General features: G+C 35.1%; 19 protein-coding genes. 9 read left to right on the top strand and 10 right to left on the bottom strand.

Translation table 11 applies throughout. The annotated features are described in order from the left end of the window. Nucleotides 1-136: 136 nt before the first annotated feature. From ACODSI_RS13250 to ACODSI_RS13220, 7 genes are all read left to right on the top strand, one after another. On the top strand, nt 137-1,315 hold the full coding sequence (locus ACODSI_RS13250) for an acyl-CoA dehydrogenase family protein (RefSeq protein WP_488917338.1): 1,179 nt from the start codon (nt 137-139) through the stop codon (nt 1,313-1,315). A gap of 123 nt (nt 1,316-1,438) precedes the next feature. Next, the gene (locus ACODSI_RS13245; protein WP_488917337.1) at nt 1,439-2,218 is read left to right on the top strand and encodes a DUF3050 domain-containing protein; all 780 of its coding nucleotides are present in this window, start codon (nt 1,439-1,441) and stop codon (nt 2,216-2,218) included. Between the two features lie 49 nt (nt 2,219-2,267). Further along, entirely contained in the window at nt 2,268-2,972 is a 705-nt protein-coding gene (locus tag ACODSI_RS13240; RefSeq protein WP_488917336.1) for an SGNH/GDSL hydrolase family protein, read from the top strand. Between the two features lie 85 nt (nt 2,973-3,057). Then, nucleotides 3,058-4,086 (top strand): sensor histidine kinase, encoded by a 1,029-nt coding sequence (locus tag ACODSI_RS13235; protein ID WP_488917335.1) that lies wholly within the window; start codon nt 3,058-3,060, stop codon nt 4,084-4,086. Next, complete coding sequence (locus ACODSI_RS13230; protein ID WP_488917334.1) at nt 4,083-4,766, top strand: LytR/AlgR family response regulator transcription factor; 684 nt, start codon at nt 4,083-4,085, stop codon at nt 4,764-4,766. Before ACODSI_RS13235 ends, ACODSI_RS13230 begins: the two co-directional genes overlap by 4 nt. A 1-nt stretch (nt 4,767) precedes the next feature. Next, nucleotides 4,768-5,442 carry a pirin family protein gene (locus ACODSI_RS13225; protein WP_488917333.1) on the top strand — a complete coding sequence of 225 codons (675 nt, stop codon included), beginning with the start codon at nt 4,768-4,770 and terminating at the stop codon, nt 5,440-5,442. 41 nt (nt 5,443-5,483) lie between these two features. Continuing rightward, a complete protein-coding gene (locus ACODSI_RS13220; protein WP_488917332.1) occupies nt 5,484-6,539 on the top strand; it encodes a dioxygenase family protein in 1,056 nt (351 codons plus the stop codon). A gap of 49 nt (nt 6,540-6,588) precedes the next feature. Here the strand turns inward: ACODSI_RS13220 and ACODSI_RS13215 are convergent, their stop codons facing one another. The 4 genes from ACODSI_RS13215 to ACODSI_RS13200 form a co-directional block, all read right to left on the bottom strand. Further along, a complete protein-coding gene (locus ACODSI_RS13215) occupies nt 6,589-6,921 on the bottom strand; it encodes a 2Fe-2S iron-sulfur cluster-binding family protein (protein ID WP_488917331.1) in 333 nt (110 codons plus the stop codon). Beyond that, a complete protein-coding gene (locus ACODSI_RS13210; protein WP_488917330.1) occupies nt 6,921-7,979 on the bottom strand; it encodes an NAD(P)/FAD-dependent oxidoreductase in 1,059 nt (352 codons plus the stop codon). Before ACODSI_RS13210 ends, ACODSI_RS13215 begins: the two co-directional genes overlap by 1 nt. Before the next feature lie 74 nt (nt 7,980-8,053). Further along, the gene (locus ACODSI_RS13205) at nt 8,054-8,293 is read right to left on the bottom strand and encodes a NifU family protein (RefSeq protein WP_448361317.1); all 240 of its coding nucleotides are present in this window, start codon (nt 8,291-8,293) and stop codon (nt 8,054-8,056) included. A gap of 74 nt (nt 8,294-8,367) precedes the next feature. Then, complete coding sequence (locus ACODSI_RS13200; protein WP_488917329.1) at nt 8,368-9,498, bottom strand: Mrp/NBP35 family ATP-binding protein; 1,131 nt, start codon at nt 9,496-9,498, stop codon at nt 8,368-8,370. A gap of 238 nt (nt 9,499-9,736) precedes the next feature. Between ACODSI_RS13200 and ACODSI_RS13195 the strand changes: the two genes are divergently transcribed. Next, nucleotides 9,737-10,567 (top strand): UDP-2,3-diacylglucosamine diphosphatase, encoded by an 831-nt coding sequence (locus ACODSI_RS13195; RefSeq protein ID WP_488917328.1) that lies wholly within the window; start codon nt 9,737-9,739, stop codon nt 10,565-10,567. Here ACODSI_RS13195 and ACODSI_RS13190 read toward each other — a convergent pair. The 3 genes from ACODSI_RS13190 to trmB are packed head-to-tail and all read right to left on the bottom strand — an operon-like array spanning nt 10,557 to nt 12,187. Beyond that, a complete protein-coding gene (locus ACODSI_RS13190) occupies nt 10,557-10,880 on the bottom strand; it encodes an MGMT family protein (protein ID WP_488917327.1) in 324 nt (107 codons plus the stop codon). The genes ACODSI_RS13195 and ACODSI_RS13190 overlap by 11 nt on opposite strands. Further along, nucleotides 10,880-11,512 carry a LysE family transporter gene (locus ACODSI_RS13185; protein WP_488917326.1) on the bottom strand — a complete coding sequence of 211 codons (633 nt, stop codon included), beginning with the start codon at nt 11,510-11,512 and terminating at the stop codon, nt 10,880-10,882. Before ACODSI_RS13185 ends, ACODSI_RS13190 begins: the two co-directional genes overlap by 1 nt. After that, complete coding sequence (trmB, locus tag ACODSI_RS13180) at nt 11,513-12,187, bottom strand: tRNA (guanosine(46)-N7)-methyltransferase TrmB (protein ID WP_488917325.1); 675 nt, start codon at nt 12,185-12,187, stop codon at nt 11,513-11,515. Between the two features lie 93 nt (nt 12,188-12,280). Between trmB and ACODSI_RS13175 the strand changes: the two genes are divergently transcribed. Further along, a complete protein-coding gene (locus ACODSI_RS13175) occupies nt 12,281-13,342 on the top strand; it encodes a glycosyltransferase (protein ID WP_488917324.1) in 1,062 nt (353 codons plus the stop codon). Here the strand turns inward: ACODSI_RS13175 and ACODSI_RS13170 are convergent. The 3 genes from ACODSI_RS13170 to ACODSI_RS13160 form a co-directional block, all read right to left on the bottom strand. Further along, nucleotides 13,325-14,368 carry a sensor histidine kinase gene (locus ACODSI_RS13170; RefSeq protein WP_488917323.1) on the bottom strand — a complete coding sequence of 348 codons (1,044 nt, stop codon included), beginning with the start codon at nt 14,366-14,368 and terminating at the stop codon, nt 13,325-13,327. The two genes, ACODSI_RS13175 and ACODSI_RS13170, sit on opposite strands and share 18 nt — an antisense overlap. 48 nt (nt 14,369-14,416) lie before the next feature. Next, nucleotides 14,417-15,100 carry a response regulator transcription factor gene (locus ACODSI_RS13165; protein WP_488917322.1) on the bottom strand — a complete coding sequence of 228 codons (684 nt, stop codon included), beginning with the start codon at nt 15,098-15,100 and terminating at the stop codon, nt 14,417-14,419. Between the two features lie 214 nt (nt 15,101-15,314). Further along, nucleotides 15,315-17,185 (bottom strand): T9SS type A sorting domain-containing protein (locus ACODSI_RS13160; protein WP_488917321.1); only part of this gene is annotated, 1,871 nt, incomplete at its 5' end.

Genomic DNA, 17,185 nt, shown 5'->3' with positions numbered 1-17,185 from the left:
CCGGTATCCACGGAATGCAATGGAGTGATAAAGGCGAAAGCTGGAATAGCTTCAAAAAATAACAAACGTTGAACTATTTCTCAATTCTATTTTCTTACCTTTGCAAACGTTTTCGTAAAATAAAAACTTATCTAAAATGAAACCAGATTTATTTCAAGCTCCCGATTATTACTTGTTAGATGATTTACTAACAGAAGAACATAAATTAGTGCGCGACTCGGCTCGTGCTTGGGTGAAACGCGAAGTTTCTCCGATTATAGAAGAGTATGCACAACGCGCTGAATTTCCAAAACAAATTATTAAAGGTTTGGGTGAAATTGGCGGTTTTGGTCCGTACATTCCCGAACAATATGGCGGTGCCGGGTTGGATCAAATTTCGTATGGTTTGATCATGCAAGAAATCGAACGCGGTGATTCTGGAGTTCGCTCAACCTCATCGGTACAATCATCTTTGGTGATGTATCCTATTTGGAAATTCGGAACTGAAGAGCAACGCATGAAATACTTACCTAAATTAGCCACCGGTGAATTCATGGGTTGTTTCGGCTTGACCGAACCTGATTACGGTTCGAATCCGAGTGGTATGGTAACCAATTTCAAAGATATGGGTGACCATTATTTGTTGAACGGTGCTAAAATGTGGATTTCGAATGCGCCTTTTGCAGATGTTGCCGTAGTTTGGGCAAAAGATGAATCGGGTAGAATTCACGGATTAATTGTTGAACGTGGCATGGAAGGTTTTACTACTCCTGAAACGCATAACAAATGGTCATTGCGTGCTAGTGCTACAGGAGAATTAATTTTTGACAACGTAAAAGTGCCTAAAGAAAATTTATTACCCGGTAAATCGGGTCTTGGAGCTCCAATGATGTGTTTGGATTCTGCTCGTTATGGAATTGCTTGGGGCGCTATTGGTGCGGCTATGGATTGTTATGACACTGCTTTAAGATATTCTAAAGAACGTATTCAGTTTGACAAACCGATTGCTGGATTTCAATTACAACAAAAAAAATTAGCCGAAATGATTACTGAAATCACGAAAGCACAATTGTTGACATGGAGATTGGGTGTTTTAAGAAACGAAGGAAAAGCCACTACGGCTCAAATTTCGATGGCCAAAAGAAATAATGTGGATATGGCCATTAACATTGCTCGTGAAGCGCGTCAAATGTTGGGCGGAATGGGAATTACTGGAGAGTATTCGATTATGCGTCACAGCATGAATTTAGAATCAGTAATTACTTACGAAGGAACACATGACATTCACTTGTTGATTACAGGCGCTGATATCACTGGAATTCCAGCCTTCAAATAAAAGATTAAACAATAAATAAAATTGATACAAAAAGCTTCTCGAATTCGAGGAGCTTTTTTACATTTGTATAGATTATACAAATCCAAAAAGTATAGTAAATTCGTAAATCATACTAAAAAAGTCATGAACATTCAAGAAATAAACCAGTCAATATTGCATCATAAAAACCAATTATTAAATCATTCTCTTTACGAAAATGTAAAGACCATAGAAGATTTACATTGCTTTTTAGAAAATCATATTTATGCTGTTTGGGATTTTATGTCGTTGCTGAAAGCCTTGCAAAACAAATTGACTTGCACTACCACTCCTTGGTTACCTGTTGGAAATCCAGCCACTCGCTATTTAATCAATGAAATTGTAGTAGCTGAAGAAACCGATTTGGCTTTTGACGGTTCGAGACAAAGTCATTTCGAAATGTATTTGGATGCTATGCGTGAATGTGGTGCTAACACAGAGCCAATCTCCGCTTTTCTTGAAAATGTAACTGCAACTCAAAATATCTTTGTTTCGATTAAGCAAAGTGATTTACATCCTAATGTAAAAGCCTTTTTAGATTTTACTTTTCGAGTAATTGAAGAAGGAAAGCCACATCAAATTGCTGCTGCTTTTACTTTTGGACGTGAAGATTTGATCCCGAAAATGTTTACCGAAATATTGAAGAATTTCCAAAGTAATTTCCCAGAAATTAAATTAGATAAGTTGGTATACTATTTTGAGCGCCACATTGAGTTGGATGCCGATGAACATGGGCCAATGGCGATGCAAATGATTGATGAACTATGTGACAATGAAACCAAATGGAAAGAAGTGAAAGAAATTTCTATTATGGCTCTAGAAAAACGTATCGGTTTGTGGAATGCCATTGAAGAACAAATCTTGACGAATGTGGAACTGGTTTAAAAAACCAACATCCTTTAATCAACGTAACTGTTTTTAGAAACTATTTGTTATGAAAATAAAATTTCAAATTACAGTGATTTTGATTGTAACACTCTTTTTTACGAGTTGCAGCACCGAAAACAATACTGTTGTTAATCAAACACCACCCCGAAATCTAAAGTATTTAGCGCTAGGTGACAGTTATACTATTGGACAAAGTGTTTGTGAAACCTGTAGATATCCCATACAATTACAAGATAGCATCAAAAAACACGATGCTTCTATTGGCCTTTTTTCTACCCAAATTATTGCGACAACAGGATGGACAACTTCCGATTTAAAAGCAGCTATTGCTACTCAAAATCCACCCCATGATTTTGATTTAGTGACATTGTTAATTGGCGTAAATAATCAGTTTCAGAATAAACCCTTTAGCCTTTTTGAACAAGAATTTCCTGAATTAGTTAACACTGCTATACAAAAAGGAAAAGGAAAAAAAGAAAACCTTATCGTTATTTCAATTCCAGATTATGCCTATACTGCTTTTGGACAAGGTTCGATGACTATTTCCCAAGGCATCTACCAATACAATGCGTATATTGAGAATTATTGCTTGCAAAACAACATTAAGTTTGTAAACATTACCGACATTACCAAACAAGGTTTGGCGCAACCTAGTTTAGTAGCCTCGGATGGACTACATCCTTCAACCTTGGCATATAGTAAATTTGTTGAACGCCTTTTACCGAAGGCAATGAGTATTATTCAACCTTAGTGTTCATCTACAAAAAAGCATTATTTACCTCAAAAAAATAAAACTTTATAGTATTCTTTTTAGATTTGAAATAAATCTAGAGAATATGAAGCCAAATACTCAAAAAATCTTAATAAACGTTATTGGTTGTTTGGCTTTTTTGAGTATTCCAATTCTGACTTCACCCGATTTTAATGAAGGCTGGAAATTAATACACATCAGGCCTTTTCAAGGGTATTTTTTAAGATATAGCCTGTTGATATTATTGTTTTACGTTAACTACTATTACTTAATTCCTAAATTATTTTTGAAAAACAATAAAATACCATTTTTTATTGTTAGCTGTATCGGTTTTCTACTATTCATTTATTTTCCTAATAGAATAATCCCTAATGAGGTCTTTCGGCAAGTACCTGGCTTTGATCATCACCCACCTGAAAGAATTGGTCAATCCATTGTATTTTTTGATACACAAATCCTAATTTCCTATCTTTTAATGCTTTCTTTTGCTCTTTTAATCAAAATGAATCGCAATTTATCAAAGATTAAAACGGAAAAATTAAATGCCGAAGTTTCTTATTTAAAGGCCCAAATAAATCCACATTTTCTCTTCAACACCCTCAACAGTCTTTATGCATTAACGCTAGAGAAATCGAATGAAGCGCCTAATGCCGTACTAAAACTATCCAACATGATGCGTTATGTAGTCACAGAAAGTGCTGTTGATTTTGTATCGTTAGAAAAAGAAATCAATCACATTAACGATTACATTGCATTGCAAAAACTACGTATTGACAAAGAAACCAATCTCGTTGTAACTTTTGAAGGCAATCCTTCTGGCAAAATGATAGCGCCTTTAATTTTGATTCCATTTATTGAAAATGCGTTTAAATATGGCATCAACCCCGATAAAAATTCGTTTATTGAAATTGACATCAAAATTGAACGCAATGATTTTATCTTAAAAATAAAAAATTCGATTGTAAATGTATCGATTCCTGAAGAACTAAAATCGGAAAAAGGATTGGACAACACGACTAAAAGATTAGCATACATGTATCCAAACAAACATACTTTAAGCATTTCAGAAGCGAATGCTGTTTTTGAAGTAAATTTAAAAATAAATTTGGAATGATACGAGCCATTGCCATAGATGACGAGCCTTTAGGACTAAAAATCATCTCTCATTTTTGTGAAGAGATTGATTTTATTGTGCTCGATAAAACATTTACTAAGCAAAGTGAAGCACTCAAATATTTGAAAAATTATCCTGTCGATTTAATTTTTTTAGATATTCAAATGCCTAATAAAACCGGAATTGATTTTTATAAAATGCTCGAAAACGATCCGATTGTAATTTTCACAACCGCTTATAGTGAATACGCTGTAGAAGGATTTAATGTGAATGCTACCGATTACTTACTAAAACCGTTTTCGCAAGAGCGTTTTCAAACTGCTGTTCAAAAAGCTCGAAACGAATTTCAATTTAGAAATGATGCATCGGTTCAAACGCATTTAATGGTTAGAGCCGATTATAAATTACGCCGTATAGAATACAATGACATTCTTTTAATAGAAGGCCTTGACGATTATATTCAAATTCATTTGAGTACTCAAACTAAAATTGTTACCCGTCTTTCCATGAAAAATATTATGGAAAAACTCCCAGAAAAAGATTTTGTTAGAGTGCATCGGTCCTACATAATTCCGATAAAAAAGGTAAAATCACTTCAAAGCAAAACGATTCAAATTGAAGATTTTTTAATTCCAATCGGAGATACTTATAAAGAAGAAATTTTAAAATATTTTCAGTAAAATGCTGGCTCAAACACCTTCACAAATTTTTCAATCAGCGCTTCGAGGAAAAACAGAAAGCAGTATCTATAGCTGTTTTTCAACATTCAATTATCTAAATTATCAAGAAGAAAGTAGAAAACCTTTCGGTCAATTAACTGTTTTAAATGATGAAACGCTTGCTCCTCAAGAAAGCATGACTTATTCGGTTGAAGCAAACCAGACCATTGTTTTGATACCTTTAGTTGGCGCCATCGATTTTAAAACCGAAAACACGACTGAATTTATAACGGTTAATCAAGTTCAACTCTTTTCAGCGGAAGAAGAAACAACCTTTTCAATTTCTAATCCTTACAAAATAGAGTTAGTCAACTTTTTACAAATCCGATTTAATTTTAAAAGTCAAGATTCAAATAAAATCACATTTGATTTAGACCCTAGAAATAAAGTAATCCCATTAGCCGAATATGAAAATTTCTGCCTCTCTATTGGCTTATTCGATGCGCGTTGCGAAGCCATTCATACTATGAAAAACAAAGAACATGGCCTTTTCACATTTGTGTTAAATGGGGCTTTCGAATTCCAAAATCGATTATTAGAAAACCGAGATGGATTAATAATTTGGGATATAGAGCAAATTGAATTCGAAGCCCTATCTACTAATGCTATGCTGTTGATTATTGAAGTTTTAATCTAATTTACCTTTAAAAAAGTTCCGTTTACCTCAATTATTTTTGAATGAAAAAAGAATCCATTAGGTTTGTTTTTGAATTAATTTTTTTAGGTATGGAAAGAAAAGAGTTTTTAAAAAAGAGCGTAGGTTTTTTAGGTCTGGCAATTGCTGCACCGTCTTTAATTAGCGCCAAGTCTAACGAAGAAGATGTTGCCGTTTGTAGTGTAACCAACAGCGAAACCGCTGGTCCATTTCCAACAATAACTCCTGGTTCCTATGTAAGAAGCAATATCATTTCAGACAATCGTACTGGAGTTGCTTTTACTATAAACATTACCATTAACAACACCAATGCCAATTGCGGCGCTTATCAAGGTGCTTTAGTAGATATTTGGCATTGCGATAAAGATGGTTATTATTCAGAATATGGTGGAACAGCAATGCAAACCGTTAATTATACTACTGTTCATTTCTTAAGAGGAAGACAAGTTACAGATGCCAATGGTTTAGTTACTTTCACGTCTATTTTTCCGGGTTGGTATTCTGGAAGAGCGACGCACATACATGTTCATGTCTATAAACCCGATGGAACTTCGTTATTAGTTACTCAAATTGCTTTTCCTGAAGGCACTTCTAGTGCTGTAAACCTTGTGAATGCCGCTACTGCATATGGTTATACAAAAGGAATGACGGGTTATACTTATAATGCTTCCGATAATGTATTTTCTGATGGAGTGACAAGCGAATTATCTTCTGTTGCAGGGACTGTAGCCGATGGTTTTGTTCTAAATCATACCATCTATGTGGCTGGACCAACATTGGCTATCGATGCATTGAATTATAATAGAAATCAAATTGGGCAAAACTTCCCAAATCCTGTTATAGATACTACAACCATTCCGATATTTCTTAATGAAAACGCTAACATCAAAATTGAATTATTTGATTTAACCGGAAGATTGATTAGTACTCCTATTGACCATAATTATTCATCAGGATTAAACAATATCGTGATTGATAAAAACAAAGCCAATCTATCCAGTGGATATTATATCTACAAAGTACATATTGAGACCGAAAATGGTATGTACACCGAAAACAAGAAAATGCTTGTAAAGTAGTTTTGATTGTTATCTGTAAAAAAGGCGAGAATTTCTTCTCGCCTTTTTGTTATTGTTCAGGTGCTATTTCAAGTTCCAATCCGTCTATTTCTTCAGTAATTGGAATTTGACAACCCAATCTTGAATTTTCTTTTACGTGATAAGCTTCCCAAAGCATCGCTTCTTCATCGGGATTTCTTTCTAGTGTAACAACATCATTTAAAACATAACACTGACAAGAAGCACACATCGCCATTCCGCCGCAAACCCCAACGGTGCCCTCAGGAGCTAATTCATACATTCGAATCAGTTCCATAATGTTAAGGTTCATGTCGGTTGGTGCTTGAACTTCGTGCACAAGCCCTTCTCTATCCGTAATTTTTATGGTAATATCTTGCGGCATTAGTCAATCGATTTTACAACGGCTTTTTCAGCTTCTTTTCTCGTTCCATCAAATCCGTCTACACCAGAAACGGTAGTGTATTTTAGTACATATTTTCTACCGGGATTGATGCGTTGGTACACACTTTGGCACATTAAGGTGGCTTCATGAAAACCACACAAAATTAATTTTAATTTACCCGGATAAATATTTACATCACCAATGGCGTAAATTCCGGGAATATTAGTTTGATAATCCAAAGCATTATTTACTTTGATGGCATTTTTTTCAATTTCTAATCCCCAATTAGCAATTGGACCTAACTTAGGAGTCAACCCAAAAAGTGGAATGAAATAATCGGCAGGCACATTCATTCGGGCGCCATTAACTTCAATATCTAACGACTCAATGCGCTCATTCCCTTTAAAACCGACAACTTCTGCTGGCGTAATCAATTTTATTTTTCCAGATGATTTCAATTCTTGTACTTTTTCTACGGAATCAAGAGCACCACGAAATTCATTTCTTCGGTGTACTAATGTCACTGATTTGGCTACATTTGACAGGAAAATACTCCAATCTAAAGCAGAATCTCCACCACCAGCAATCACAATATTTTTACCACGATATTTTTCGGGTTCTTTTACAAAATAATCAACACCTCTATCTTCTTTTTCGTAAAACTCGATGTCTTTTAAAATGGGTTTTCTTGGTTCAAATGTTCCCAAACCACCAGCTATTGCAATAGCTTTTGCATGATGTTTTGTTCCTTCATTAGTAGTTACTATAAAAGTTTCATCTTCTAATTTTTGTATGGTTTGAGCGGTTTCTCCCAAAGTAAATCCAGGTTGAAACTGTTTGATTTGTTCCATCAAATTGGTTACTAAATCGCCAGCTAAAACTTCGGGATACCCTGGAATATCAAAGATTGGTTTCTTCGGATACAATTCGGCCAACTGCCCACCAGGTTGTGGAAGTGCATCGATAATATGGCATTTTAATTGTAATAATCCTGCTTCAAAAACGGCAAAAAGTCCTGTTGGACCTGCGCCTATGATAAGTATATCGGTTTCAATCATTTTTTCAAAATTAAGATTGGCAAAGTAACAAAGCAACAGCTTCTTTAAATATGACTTTTATCATATCTAAAGAATTATGCGATGTTCTCTACGGTTTCTATTTGTGGAGCATATTTTTTAATAGTCGTTTCCACTCCTGCTTTAAGCGTCATTTGATTTACGCTACAACTCGTACAAGCACCTTGAAAACGCACTTTTACGTGTTTTTCATCTTCAATGGAAATCAAACTGATATCACCACCATCCGAATTCAAGAAAGGTCTGATTTCTTCTAGTGCTTTTTCGATATTTAAAGTCAATTCTTCGTGTGTCATAATTTAGATTGTTGGATTGTTAGAGTTTTTATATTGTCAGACCTATAAATCCAACAATCTAATACTCCAGAAATCTATTTTTTTACAGCAGAACAACCTGCCATTGTGGTTATTTTGATTGCTTCGGTTGGAGCAAGATTCTCATTCCTATTCACCACTTCTTGCACTACATTTCTCGCAATTTCTTCGTACACTTTTTCTAACGGAGAAGCGGTTTGTAATGCTGCTGGACGTCCATAATCTCCTGCTTCGCGAATACTTTGAACCAGTGGCACTTCGCCTAAAAATGGCACTTGTAAATCGTCTGAAAGATTTTTAGCTCCTTCTTGTCCGAAAATGTAATATTTGTTGTTCGGCAATTCTTCTGGTGTGAAATACGCCATATTTTCAATAATCCCTAACACCGGAACATTGATGGCTTCACTCATAAACATAGCGACTCCTTTTCGAGCATCAGCCAAAGCTACTGCTTGAGGTGTACTTACCACTACGGCACCTGTTATAGGCAACGACTGCATGATTGATAAGTGAATGTCTCCTGTTCCTGGTGGTAAATCGATTAACATAAAATCGAGTTCACCCCAATCGGCATCAAAAATCATTTGGTTTAATGCCTTAGCAGCCATTGGTCCACGCCAAATTACGGCCTGACTTGGGGAAGTGAAAAATCCAATAGAAAGCAATTTAATTTCATAACTTTCTATCGGTTTCATTTTTGATTTACCATCGACATCAACTGAAATGGGTTTTTCGTTTTCAACATCAAACATGATTGGCATGCTTGGCCCATAAATATCGGCATCTAAAACCCCAACTTTAAATCCCATTTTGGCTAAAGTTACCGCTAAATTAGCTGTTGTTGTAGATTTACCAACACCACCTTTACCCGAAGCAACGGCAATAATATTACTGATTCCTGGAATAGATTTCCCTTTAATTTCGTTAGGATTTTCTTTAGCTTCCACTTTGATGTTAACTTTTACAACAGCATCTGGAGAAAACTGTTCGTGAATTAGCTTTTTGATATCGTCTTCAGCACGTTTTTTAATGTGCATTGCTGGGGTTGAAATCATCAAATCAACAGTAACTTCGTTGCCAAAAATTAGCACATTTTTCACTGCGCCACTTTCTACCATGTTTTTTCCTTCGCCAGCAATAGTTATGGTTTCTAATGCTTTCAGTATTTCTTTTCTATCTAACTTCATTTTCAATAAATTAAATCAAAATCACGTCTTTTTATTAAGACTCATTTTAGATTGCAAAGATAGTAAAGAAGTTTATGAGTTTAAAAGTTTAAGGATGTAAACTTTAGATACACAAATGATAAAATTTTGTTAGAAGAATTTAGGACAAAACTAATATCATCAAAAGTTAATATAATAATTTAATAATGAACCTGTAACATTTTGTACATCTCGGTTGGTTTCCTTTGTAAGAAACAACATGTCTAGCAAAAAAAGAAAAATTGAAGTTGTTGTCATTTCGGATATTCATCTTGGAACATATGGTTGTCATGCCAAAGAAATATTGAACTACCTATCGTGTATCAAACCTAAAATTCTAATTCTGAATGGTGATATTGTGGATATTTGGCAATTCCGAAAATCATATTTCCCAGCCAGTCATTTAAAGGTTTTGAAGAAAATCATTTCGATGTGTTCTAAAGGAACCAAAGTCTATTATTTAACAGGCAATCACGACGAACTTTTACGAAAATTTACCGATATTCATTTAGGAAATTTTAGCCTCCAAAATAAATTGACTTTAAATTTAGACGGTAAAAAAGCTTGGGTTTTTCATGGTGATGTTTTTGATGCCTCGATCAATCATGCTAAATGGTTGGCCAAACTTGGCGGTTGGGGTTATGATTTATTGATTGTATTGAATCGGTTTATCAATTGGGTATTGGCTCGTTTCAACAAAGAACCGTATTCGCTTTCTAAAAAAATTAAAAACAGTGTAAAATCGGCTGTGAAATTCATTACCAATTTTGAAAATGTATGCACCGAATTGGCTATTGAAAACGGATTTGATTATGTAATATGTGGACACATTCACGAACCTAAAATGGAACAAGTTTCTAACAAAAAAGGTCGTACGATGTATCTAAATTCGGGAGATTGGGTTGAAAACCTCACTGCTTTAGAGTACAACAATAAAAGGTGGCGCTTGTATCAGCACAAAATTGAAGCACAGCAAGTGGAAGAAGAGGAAGTGAATTTTGATTATGAAAACAAATTAATCGAACAATTTATGGAAATCATCAAGAAGTAACTTCGGGAGTCCAAAAATGTTTTTCAAAATCTACAATTTGATTGTCAATTACCTCAATACCTTCATTTTCGAGTAATTGTTGCATTAAATTAGTACCTTCAAAATGATGTTTACCCGACAATAATCCTTTTCGGTTAACTACTCGATGCGCTGGAACATCTTGTCTATTGTGTGACGCATTCATGGCCCAACCTACCATTCTGGCAGAACGAGCTGTACCTAAAGCTTTGGCAATGGCACCATAGGAAGTTACTTTGCCTTCGGGAATTTGCTTGGCAATAGCGTAAACACGTTCAAAGAAATTTTCTTCCATTAGAAGTAATATTTTACCACATTAAAAAGAGTCAACAAAGCCACCAAACCAGTAATAATACCAATCATTTTATTCATATTATTAATCAGAAAATCGGCTTTGGAGGTCATTTTATTGAAGAACATTACATAAAAATAAAACACCGCAAAAGAGCCAAATACCACTCCAAATACCAAACTACAAATAGGAAAAATATCAAAAGTAAAAACCTTATACGAAGCTAAGGCTATGCTAATTAATACGTAATATGGAATGGGGAAAAAATTAATAGCAGAAATCACCATTCCCATAAAAAACCGACTGCGTTTGCTTTTTACGGCCTCATTTTCGTCGTGTATTTTGGGTTTTTTAGCAAATTTTAAAAAGTAAACCGTTAATGCAATAAAAATAAAAAGACCGATTTCGCGAAGTAAAATCAGTACTTCTTGATGGCTATCGATATATTCAGCGAAGATTACTGAAATATAGGTTTGAAAAAAAATGATTATTAAAGCCCCTAAAACAAACATCATTGCTCGTTTTTGTCCGTCAACCAAACTCACTTTTGCGGCTGTCATGTTGATCAATCCTGGTGGAAGAACCCCAATAACTGCTGCTAAAAAGCCGAAAACGAACGGAAGCAAAATCCCCATTTATTTGATTTTAAAACGAATATACGTAATTGCTTTATTTACTTCCAAATATTGTTTCTCATAAAAAGTTTGAATTGCCGTCACTTCACTTGGAGCGCCTTCATTTTTATACACATTATGATTGGCATACAACACTTCGTGACCTTCTCCATGCAACAACCCTAGCGTGTAGCCGTGCATAAATTCGGAATCGGTTTTAAGATTGACCACACCTTCTGGTTTTAAAATTCTTTTGTACAATTTTAAAAATTCAGCGTTGGTCATGCGATGTTTGGTACGTTTGTATTTGATTTGTGGATCTGGAAATGTTATCCAAATTTCGGACACTTCGCCATCAGCAAAAATATGATTGATCAACTCGATTTGAGTTCTGATGAAGGCAACGTTATGCATACCGTCTTCGACAGCTGTTTTAGCACCACGCCAAAAACGAGCACCTTTGATATCAATGCCAACAAAGTTTTTATCGGGATAACGCGCTGCCAAACCAACCGAATATTCTCCTTTTCCGCAACCTAACTCAATGATGATTGGGTTATCATTTTTGAAAAAATCGCTATTCCATTTGCCTCTAAGCGGAAAACTATTGCTTACTACTTCTTCTCTAGTTGGCTGAAAAACATTTTCAAATGTTTCGTTTTCCCTAAATCTTTTTAACTTATTTTTACTTCCCACGACTAAATTTAATATTTTGGCAAAATTAAGGAAATATATAAGATAGTAATTAGTTTTATCTTGCCAATTCAAAACTAAATAGAATCGTAACAGATGCCATTGAATAATTCGCCAAAAAACATTCTTGTAGCCCCATTAAATTGGGGATTGGGTCACGCTACACGTTGTATTCCGATCATTCGTGCTTTAGAAAAAAATGGTTTTAACCCAATAATTGCCTCGGATGGTGTTGCTTTGGCACTGTTAAAAAAAGAATTTCCGCACTTAACAGCTCTGGATTTACCTTCCTATTGTATTGAATACGCCAAAAAAGGCGAAAATTTTAAATGGAAATTAATCAAAAATAGTCCGAAAACCATCAATGCCATTTTATCTGAAAAAAAATTAGTCAAAAAATGGATTAAAGAGTATAACCTTGATGGCATTATTTCAGACAACCGATTGGGCGTTCACAACAAAAAAATTTCTTGTGTTTTTATCACCCATCAACTGACCGTTTTATCGGGCAAAACTACGTGGATTTCGAGTAAGTTACACCAACATTTTATAGCTAAATTTGACGAATGTTGGATTCCCGATGTAAGTGGAATTCCGAATTTATCGGGCAAACTTGGTCATTTAAAAGAAACGAATCTCAATTTAAAATACATCGGAGTTTTAAGTCGATTGCGTAAAAAAACACTTCCTATCCAATACCAATTGATGGTGATTTTATCAGGTCCAGAACCACAGCGCACTATATTAGAAAAACGATTAATAGTTGAGTTACAAGACTATTCTGAAAAAGTAATTTTTATCAAAGGTAAGGTTGAAGCCGAACAAAAAACAGAACAAATGGGTAACGTTACGTACTATAATTTTATGCAAAGCGAACAATTAGAAAAGACGTTTAACGAAAGTGACATGGTGCTGTGTCGTTCGGGTTATACTACCGTTATGGATTTGGCAAAATTGGAGAAAAAAGCTTTTTTCATACCAACTCCGGGACAATTTGAGCAAGAATATTTAGCTAAAAAATATAAAAAAGAAGGACTGATTCCTACTTCAAAACAAGATAAATTTAAATTGGAAGATTTGTTGGCCGTACCGTTATATGCAGGATTACCAAAAATAAATGACACAACCGATTGGCACGAATTATTTCAAGTTTTCTAAGGTAAATGAAAACTCAGAGCCTTTGCCATATTCACTTTCTACATATATTTTCTCATTATGACCTTCAATAATGTGCTTCACGATAGAAAGCCCTAATCCAGAACCGCCTTCACTGCGAGCACCGCTTTTATCAACTCTAAAAAATCGTTCAAAAAGTCTTGGAATGAACTGTTTTTCAATTCCTTCGCCGTTGTCTCTAACTCTAACGATAATTTTATTTTTAACCAAATCCTCAATAGATACTTCAGTAGTACCGTTTTCTTTTCCGTATTTGATAGAATTCATGATCAAATTAGTCAATACTTGCTGGATTTTTTCTTGATCAGCATAAACGATTACAGGCTTGTTGTATTTTCGATCAAACATGAGAATAATGTTCTTTTTATCGGCATTCATTTCCAATAAATCGAAGACATTCTGTATGAGTTCCACAATATTAAACTCGGAGTATTCCAGGTTCAATTCGCCCATTTCCAATTTGGCAATCATGTCTAAATCTTCCACGATGTAAATGAGACGTTCTACTCCTTTTTCGGCTCTTTCGATGTATTTTTTACGCAAATCTTTGTCTTTCATGGCGCCATCAAGCAACGTAGAAAGATAACCCTGAACCGTAAAAAGTGGTGTTTTTAATTCGTGAGACACATTTCCCATGAATTCGCGTCGGTATTCTTCACGGACTTTTAGGTTTTCAATTTCGATTTTTTTGTCGGTGGCAAACTTTTTTACTTCACGCGTTAACGTAGCCATATCGGTAGTAATGGATTGTGTTCGAAGTGTAGTTGAATCTAGAAGCGACACGTCGTCGTAGATTTTTTTGACCCGTCTGTAAATAAAATGTTCTACACGATATTGCAATACAAAAAAAGAGAAAACAGCAATTGAAAAGGCAAAAGCAACGCAAAATTGCCAGGAGAAAGTAGCAAACAAAAACAACAATACCGCTACTAAAGTGGTTGAAAAAAGTGTAATATAAAACGTAGATATTACAGCAAAAGTATATGTTTTTTTAAAGCTTAATCCCATGTTGGAAAACAATCTGTGGTTGCAATTAATGCGGTAAAAATACGGAATTTAAGCTTCAAATTTATACCCTACACCTTTAATGGTTTTAAAAAGATCTTCACCTATTTTTTCGCGTAATTTTCTGATGTGAACATCGATGGTTCTTCCGCCAACAATAACTTCATTACCCCAAACTTTATCGAGAATTTCTTCTCTTTTAAATACTTTTCCAGGTTTGGAAGCCAATAGATAAAACAATTCAAATTCTTTTCTTGGAAGTACGATTTCTCTTCCTTCCATTACAATTTTATATTCTTCACGATTGATTTCGATACCACCCACATTAAGGTTTTCACTGGAACCTGTTTCGTCCTTTAATCTTCGTAACAATGCTTTTACTTTACTCACCAACAATTTTGGTTTGATTGGTTTGGCTATGTAATCATCAGCTCCAGCGTCAAAACCAGCTACTTGAGAATAGTCTTCACTTCTAGCCGTTAAAAAAGTGATGATGGTGTTGCTAAGCTCTGGGATTTTTCGGATGTTTTCACACGCTTCCATTCCGTCCATTTCGGGCATCATCACATCCATGATTATCAATTGTGGACGTTCTTTTTTTGCCACAGCAATGGCTTCTTTACCGTTACTTGCTGTTACAATTTTATATCCTTCTTGTGTCAAATTATATCCTACAATTTCTAGGATATCTTGTTCATCATCAACCAATAAAATCTTAATGTCTTTTTTCTTCATAAAAAACAGAAGTTAGTAATTTTTATTCAATGGTAAAGATAATACAAAACGTTATAAAATAGTAACCGCAATCTAATATGATAACATTAAAGTAACAATTAGAAAACAAACCAATAATATCGCAAAATAGCATCCTAAAAAAGTTATTTTAAAGCGAAAAGCCTCATGAAACTTAATTCATGAGGCCTTTCAATCTATTGAAAAAAACTACTGACTACTTTTTAATAATGTGGTATGATTTAGAAATTTCGCCTTGTTTAACCACTACAATATAAACTCCAGCATTATAGTCACTTCCAAACTCTTGATTATTTACATTCAAAAATTCGATATTTTGTGATTCTATAAGTCTGCCTGTCATGTCGTAAATGGAAACTTTTACATCTTCAGATGATGGAGATGATAAGTACAACTTGAAATTATTTCCGAATGGATTTGGAGCAATTTTTAATGTTATTTCATTGTTTTCAAATGTGGTATTGGCTAAAGTGTTGATGTCTGCAAAGTCAGCACCAGTAGCTACAATTGAAGTTGACCCTGGACGGTAATCCAATCCTACGTAATTAGTAGCATTTGAAACATCGTAAGGATTGATTAATAATCCAGCGTTAGAAGCAACTGTAGTGTTGGCATTGGCATTGTACCAAGTGGTAATATCAAAAGTAGAACCTGTGTTTACTTGTAGTATTTTTGACGTAGTAACAATACCCGCTAAGATGTTGTTTTTCCATTTCAAAGTATTTGCCGTAGCATTAGCTTCTGTGGTAGCACCATCGATGTGAAGTCCTTCTTGGAAATCTAAAAACACAGAATTGTATACTTTTAATTGAGTGTTTCTTCTCAAACGTGCCGCTCTCTTGTACCCTGAAGCTAAAGTTCCACCATTGGGTAAGGTCAATCTATAAGATGGTCCGATTAAAGTACAGTTGGTGAAAATAGCACTGGTGTAAGGCGAAACTGCAGTACTTGTTGCGTTGTTATCCGATTCAAATCCTTCTGAGGTAGATACCAATGGATTATCCGAAACTTGTGGGTCTCTTACGCCTAAAATAAATTGAACGTTTCCGCTGTAGCCGTTATCCGTATCAAAATCGTCGTCCAAACCTCTGTAAGCTACTAAGTGTTTACAGTTAACTGTTCCACCAAACCATTCGAATGAATCGTCATTAGCATGAGAAACTTGAACATAGTCAATCGTTGTTCCGCGTCCTACAGCTCCAAAAGTCAATCCGTTGATTTCTTGATTGGCAGCATAAACATACCCTCCAAACTCAATTCTAACGTATTTCAAAGTTCCTGAATTGTCATTATCATCTGGAGTAGCCCCACCGCCATATTCGGTATCTGTGCTAGCGGCAATTCCTTCGATATTATTCACACCTCCATTAATATTGTAAGAAGCTTTTCCTAACAAAATAACACCTCCCCAATCGCCTTTGTTTCTTGAACCCGGTGCATTGTCTGAAGTAAATACAATCGGACTTGTTGCCGTTCCAACTGCAATAATTTTAGCTCCTTTAGTTACAAACAATCCTGCACCAACCGCAGTATGATCACCTCTAATAACCACACCTGGATCGATGGTTAAAACAGCATTGTTTTTTACATAAATCTGTCCTCTTAAATAATAGGTGTTACAAGCCGTCCAATGAGTATCAGTGGTAATGTTAGTTGTAACATCCACTGTAGGTGTTGGATAAACTGTATTTTGTGGATCATAATTCGTCCATGAATCTGTCCACATAGGTGTAGGTGATGGTGCAAATGCGCCTCGGTACACTGTGTTAGTCACAACCGGACAGTTACTATGATACGCCGCATTAGTATCATCACAATCAGAACCTAAGGTTGTAGCAGAATATCCTGTTGGAGCAGTAGTGGCATTCAATTCAACAACTCCGTTATCATAACCGTCGGCATCTGCATCAACATAATAGGTATTTTGTACTATTCCTGTAAAAGGAGTATCCGAGAAATCAGCACCAGTAGCTACAATTGAAGTTGACCCTGGACGGTAATCCAATCCTACATAATTAGTAGCATTTGAAACATCGTAAGGATTGATTAATAATCCAGCGTTAGAAG

The organism is Flavobacterium sp. FG139 (assembly GCF_057809695.1).
This window is presented reverse-complemented; position numbering and strand designations above follow the sequence as displayed.

Excerpts from the sequence above, each read along its gene's own strand:
- ACODSI_RS13205 (WP_448361317.1), bottom strand. The coding sequence starts at position 8,293 with ATGACACACGAAGAATTGACTTTAAATATCGAAAAAGCACTAGAAGAA.
- ACODSI_RS13225 (WP_488917333.1), top strand. The coding sequence starts at position 4,768 with ATGCTGGCTCAAACACCTTCACAAATTTTTCAATCAGCGCTTCGAGGA.
- ACODSI_RS13230 (WP_488917334.1), top strand. The coding sequence starts at position 4,083 with ATGATACGAGCCATTGCCATAGATGACGAGCCTTTAGGACTAAAAATC.
- ACODSI_RS13235 (WP_488917335.1), top strand. The coding sequence starts at position 3,058 with ATGAAGCCAAATACTCAAAAAATCTTAATAAACGTTATTGGTTGTTTG.
- ACODSI_RS13185 (WP_488917326.1), bottom strand. The coding sequence starts at position 11,512 with ATGGGGATTTTGCTTCCGTTCGTTTTCGGCTTTTTAGCAGCAGTTATT.
- ACODSI_RS13175 (WP_488917324.1), top strand. The coding sequence starts at position 12,281 with ATGCCATTGAATAATTCGCCAAAAAACATTCTTGTAGCCCCATTAAAT.
- ACODSI_RS13210 (WP_488917330.1), bottom strand. The coding sequence starts at position 7,979 with ATGATTGAAACCGATATACTTATCATAGGCGCAGGTCCAACAGGACTT.
- ACODSI_RS13165 (WP_488917322.1), bottom strand. The coding sequence starts at position 15,100 with ATGAAGAAAAAAGACATTAAGATTTTATTGGTTGATGATGAACAAGAT.
- ACODSI_RS13215 (WP_488917331.1), bottom strand. The coding sequence starts at position 6,921 with ATGCCGCAAGATATTACCATAAAAATTACGGATAGAGAAGGGCTTGTG.
- ACODSI_RS13195 (WP_488917328.1), top strand. The coding sequence starts at position 9,737 with ATGTCTAGCAAAAAAAGAAAAATTGAAGTTGTTGTCATTTCGGATATT.
- ACODSI_RS13240 (WP_488917336.1), top strand. The coding sequence starts at position 2,268 with ATGAAAATAAAATTTCAAATTACAGTGATTTTGATTGTAACACTCTTT.
- ACODSI_RS13170 (WP_488917323.1), bottom strand. The coding sequence starts at position 14,368 with ATGGGATTAAGCTTTAAAAAAACATATACTTTTGCTGTAATATCTACG.
- ACODSI_RS13250 (WP_488917338.1), top strand. The coding sequence starts at position 137 with ATGAAACCAGATTTATTTCAAGCTCCCGATTATTACTTGTTAGATGAT.
- ACODSI_RS13220 (WP_488917332.1), top strand. The coding sequence starts at position 5,484 with ATGAAAAAAGAATCCATTAGGTTTGTTTTTGAATTAATTTTTTTAGGT.
- ACODSI_RS13190 (WP_488917327.1), bottom strand. The coding sequence starts at position 10,880 with ATGGAAGAAAATTTCTTTGAACGTGTTTACGCTATTGCCAAGCAAATT.
- ACODSI_RS13200 (WP_488917329.1), bottom strand. The coding sequence starts at position 9,498 with ATGAAGTTAGATAGAAAAGAAATACTGAAAGCATTAGAAACCATAACT.
- ACODSI_RS13245 (WP_488917337.1), top strand. The coding sequence starts at position 1,439 with ATGAACATTCAAGAAATAAACCAGTCAATATTGCATCATAAAAACCAA.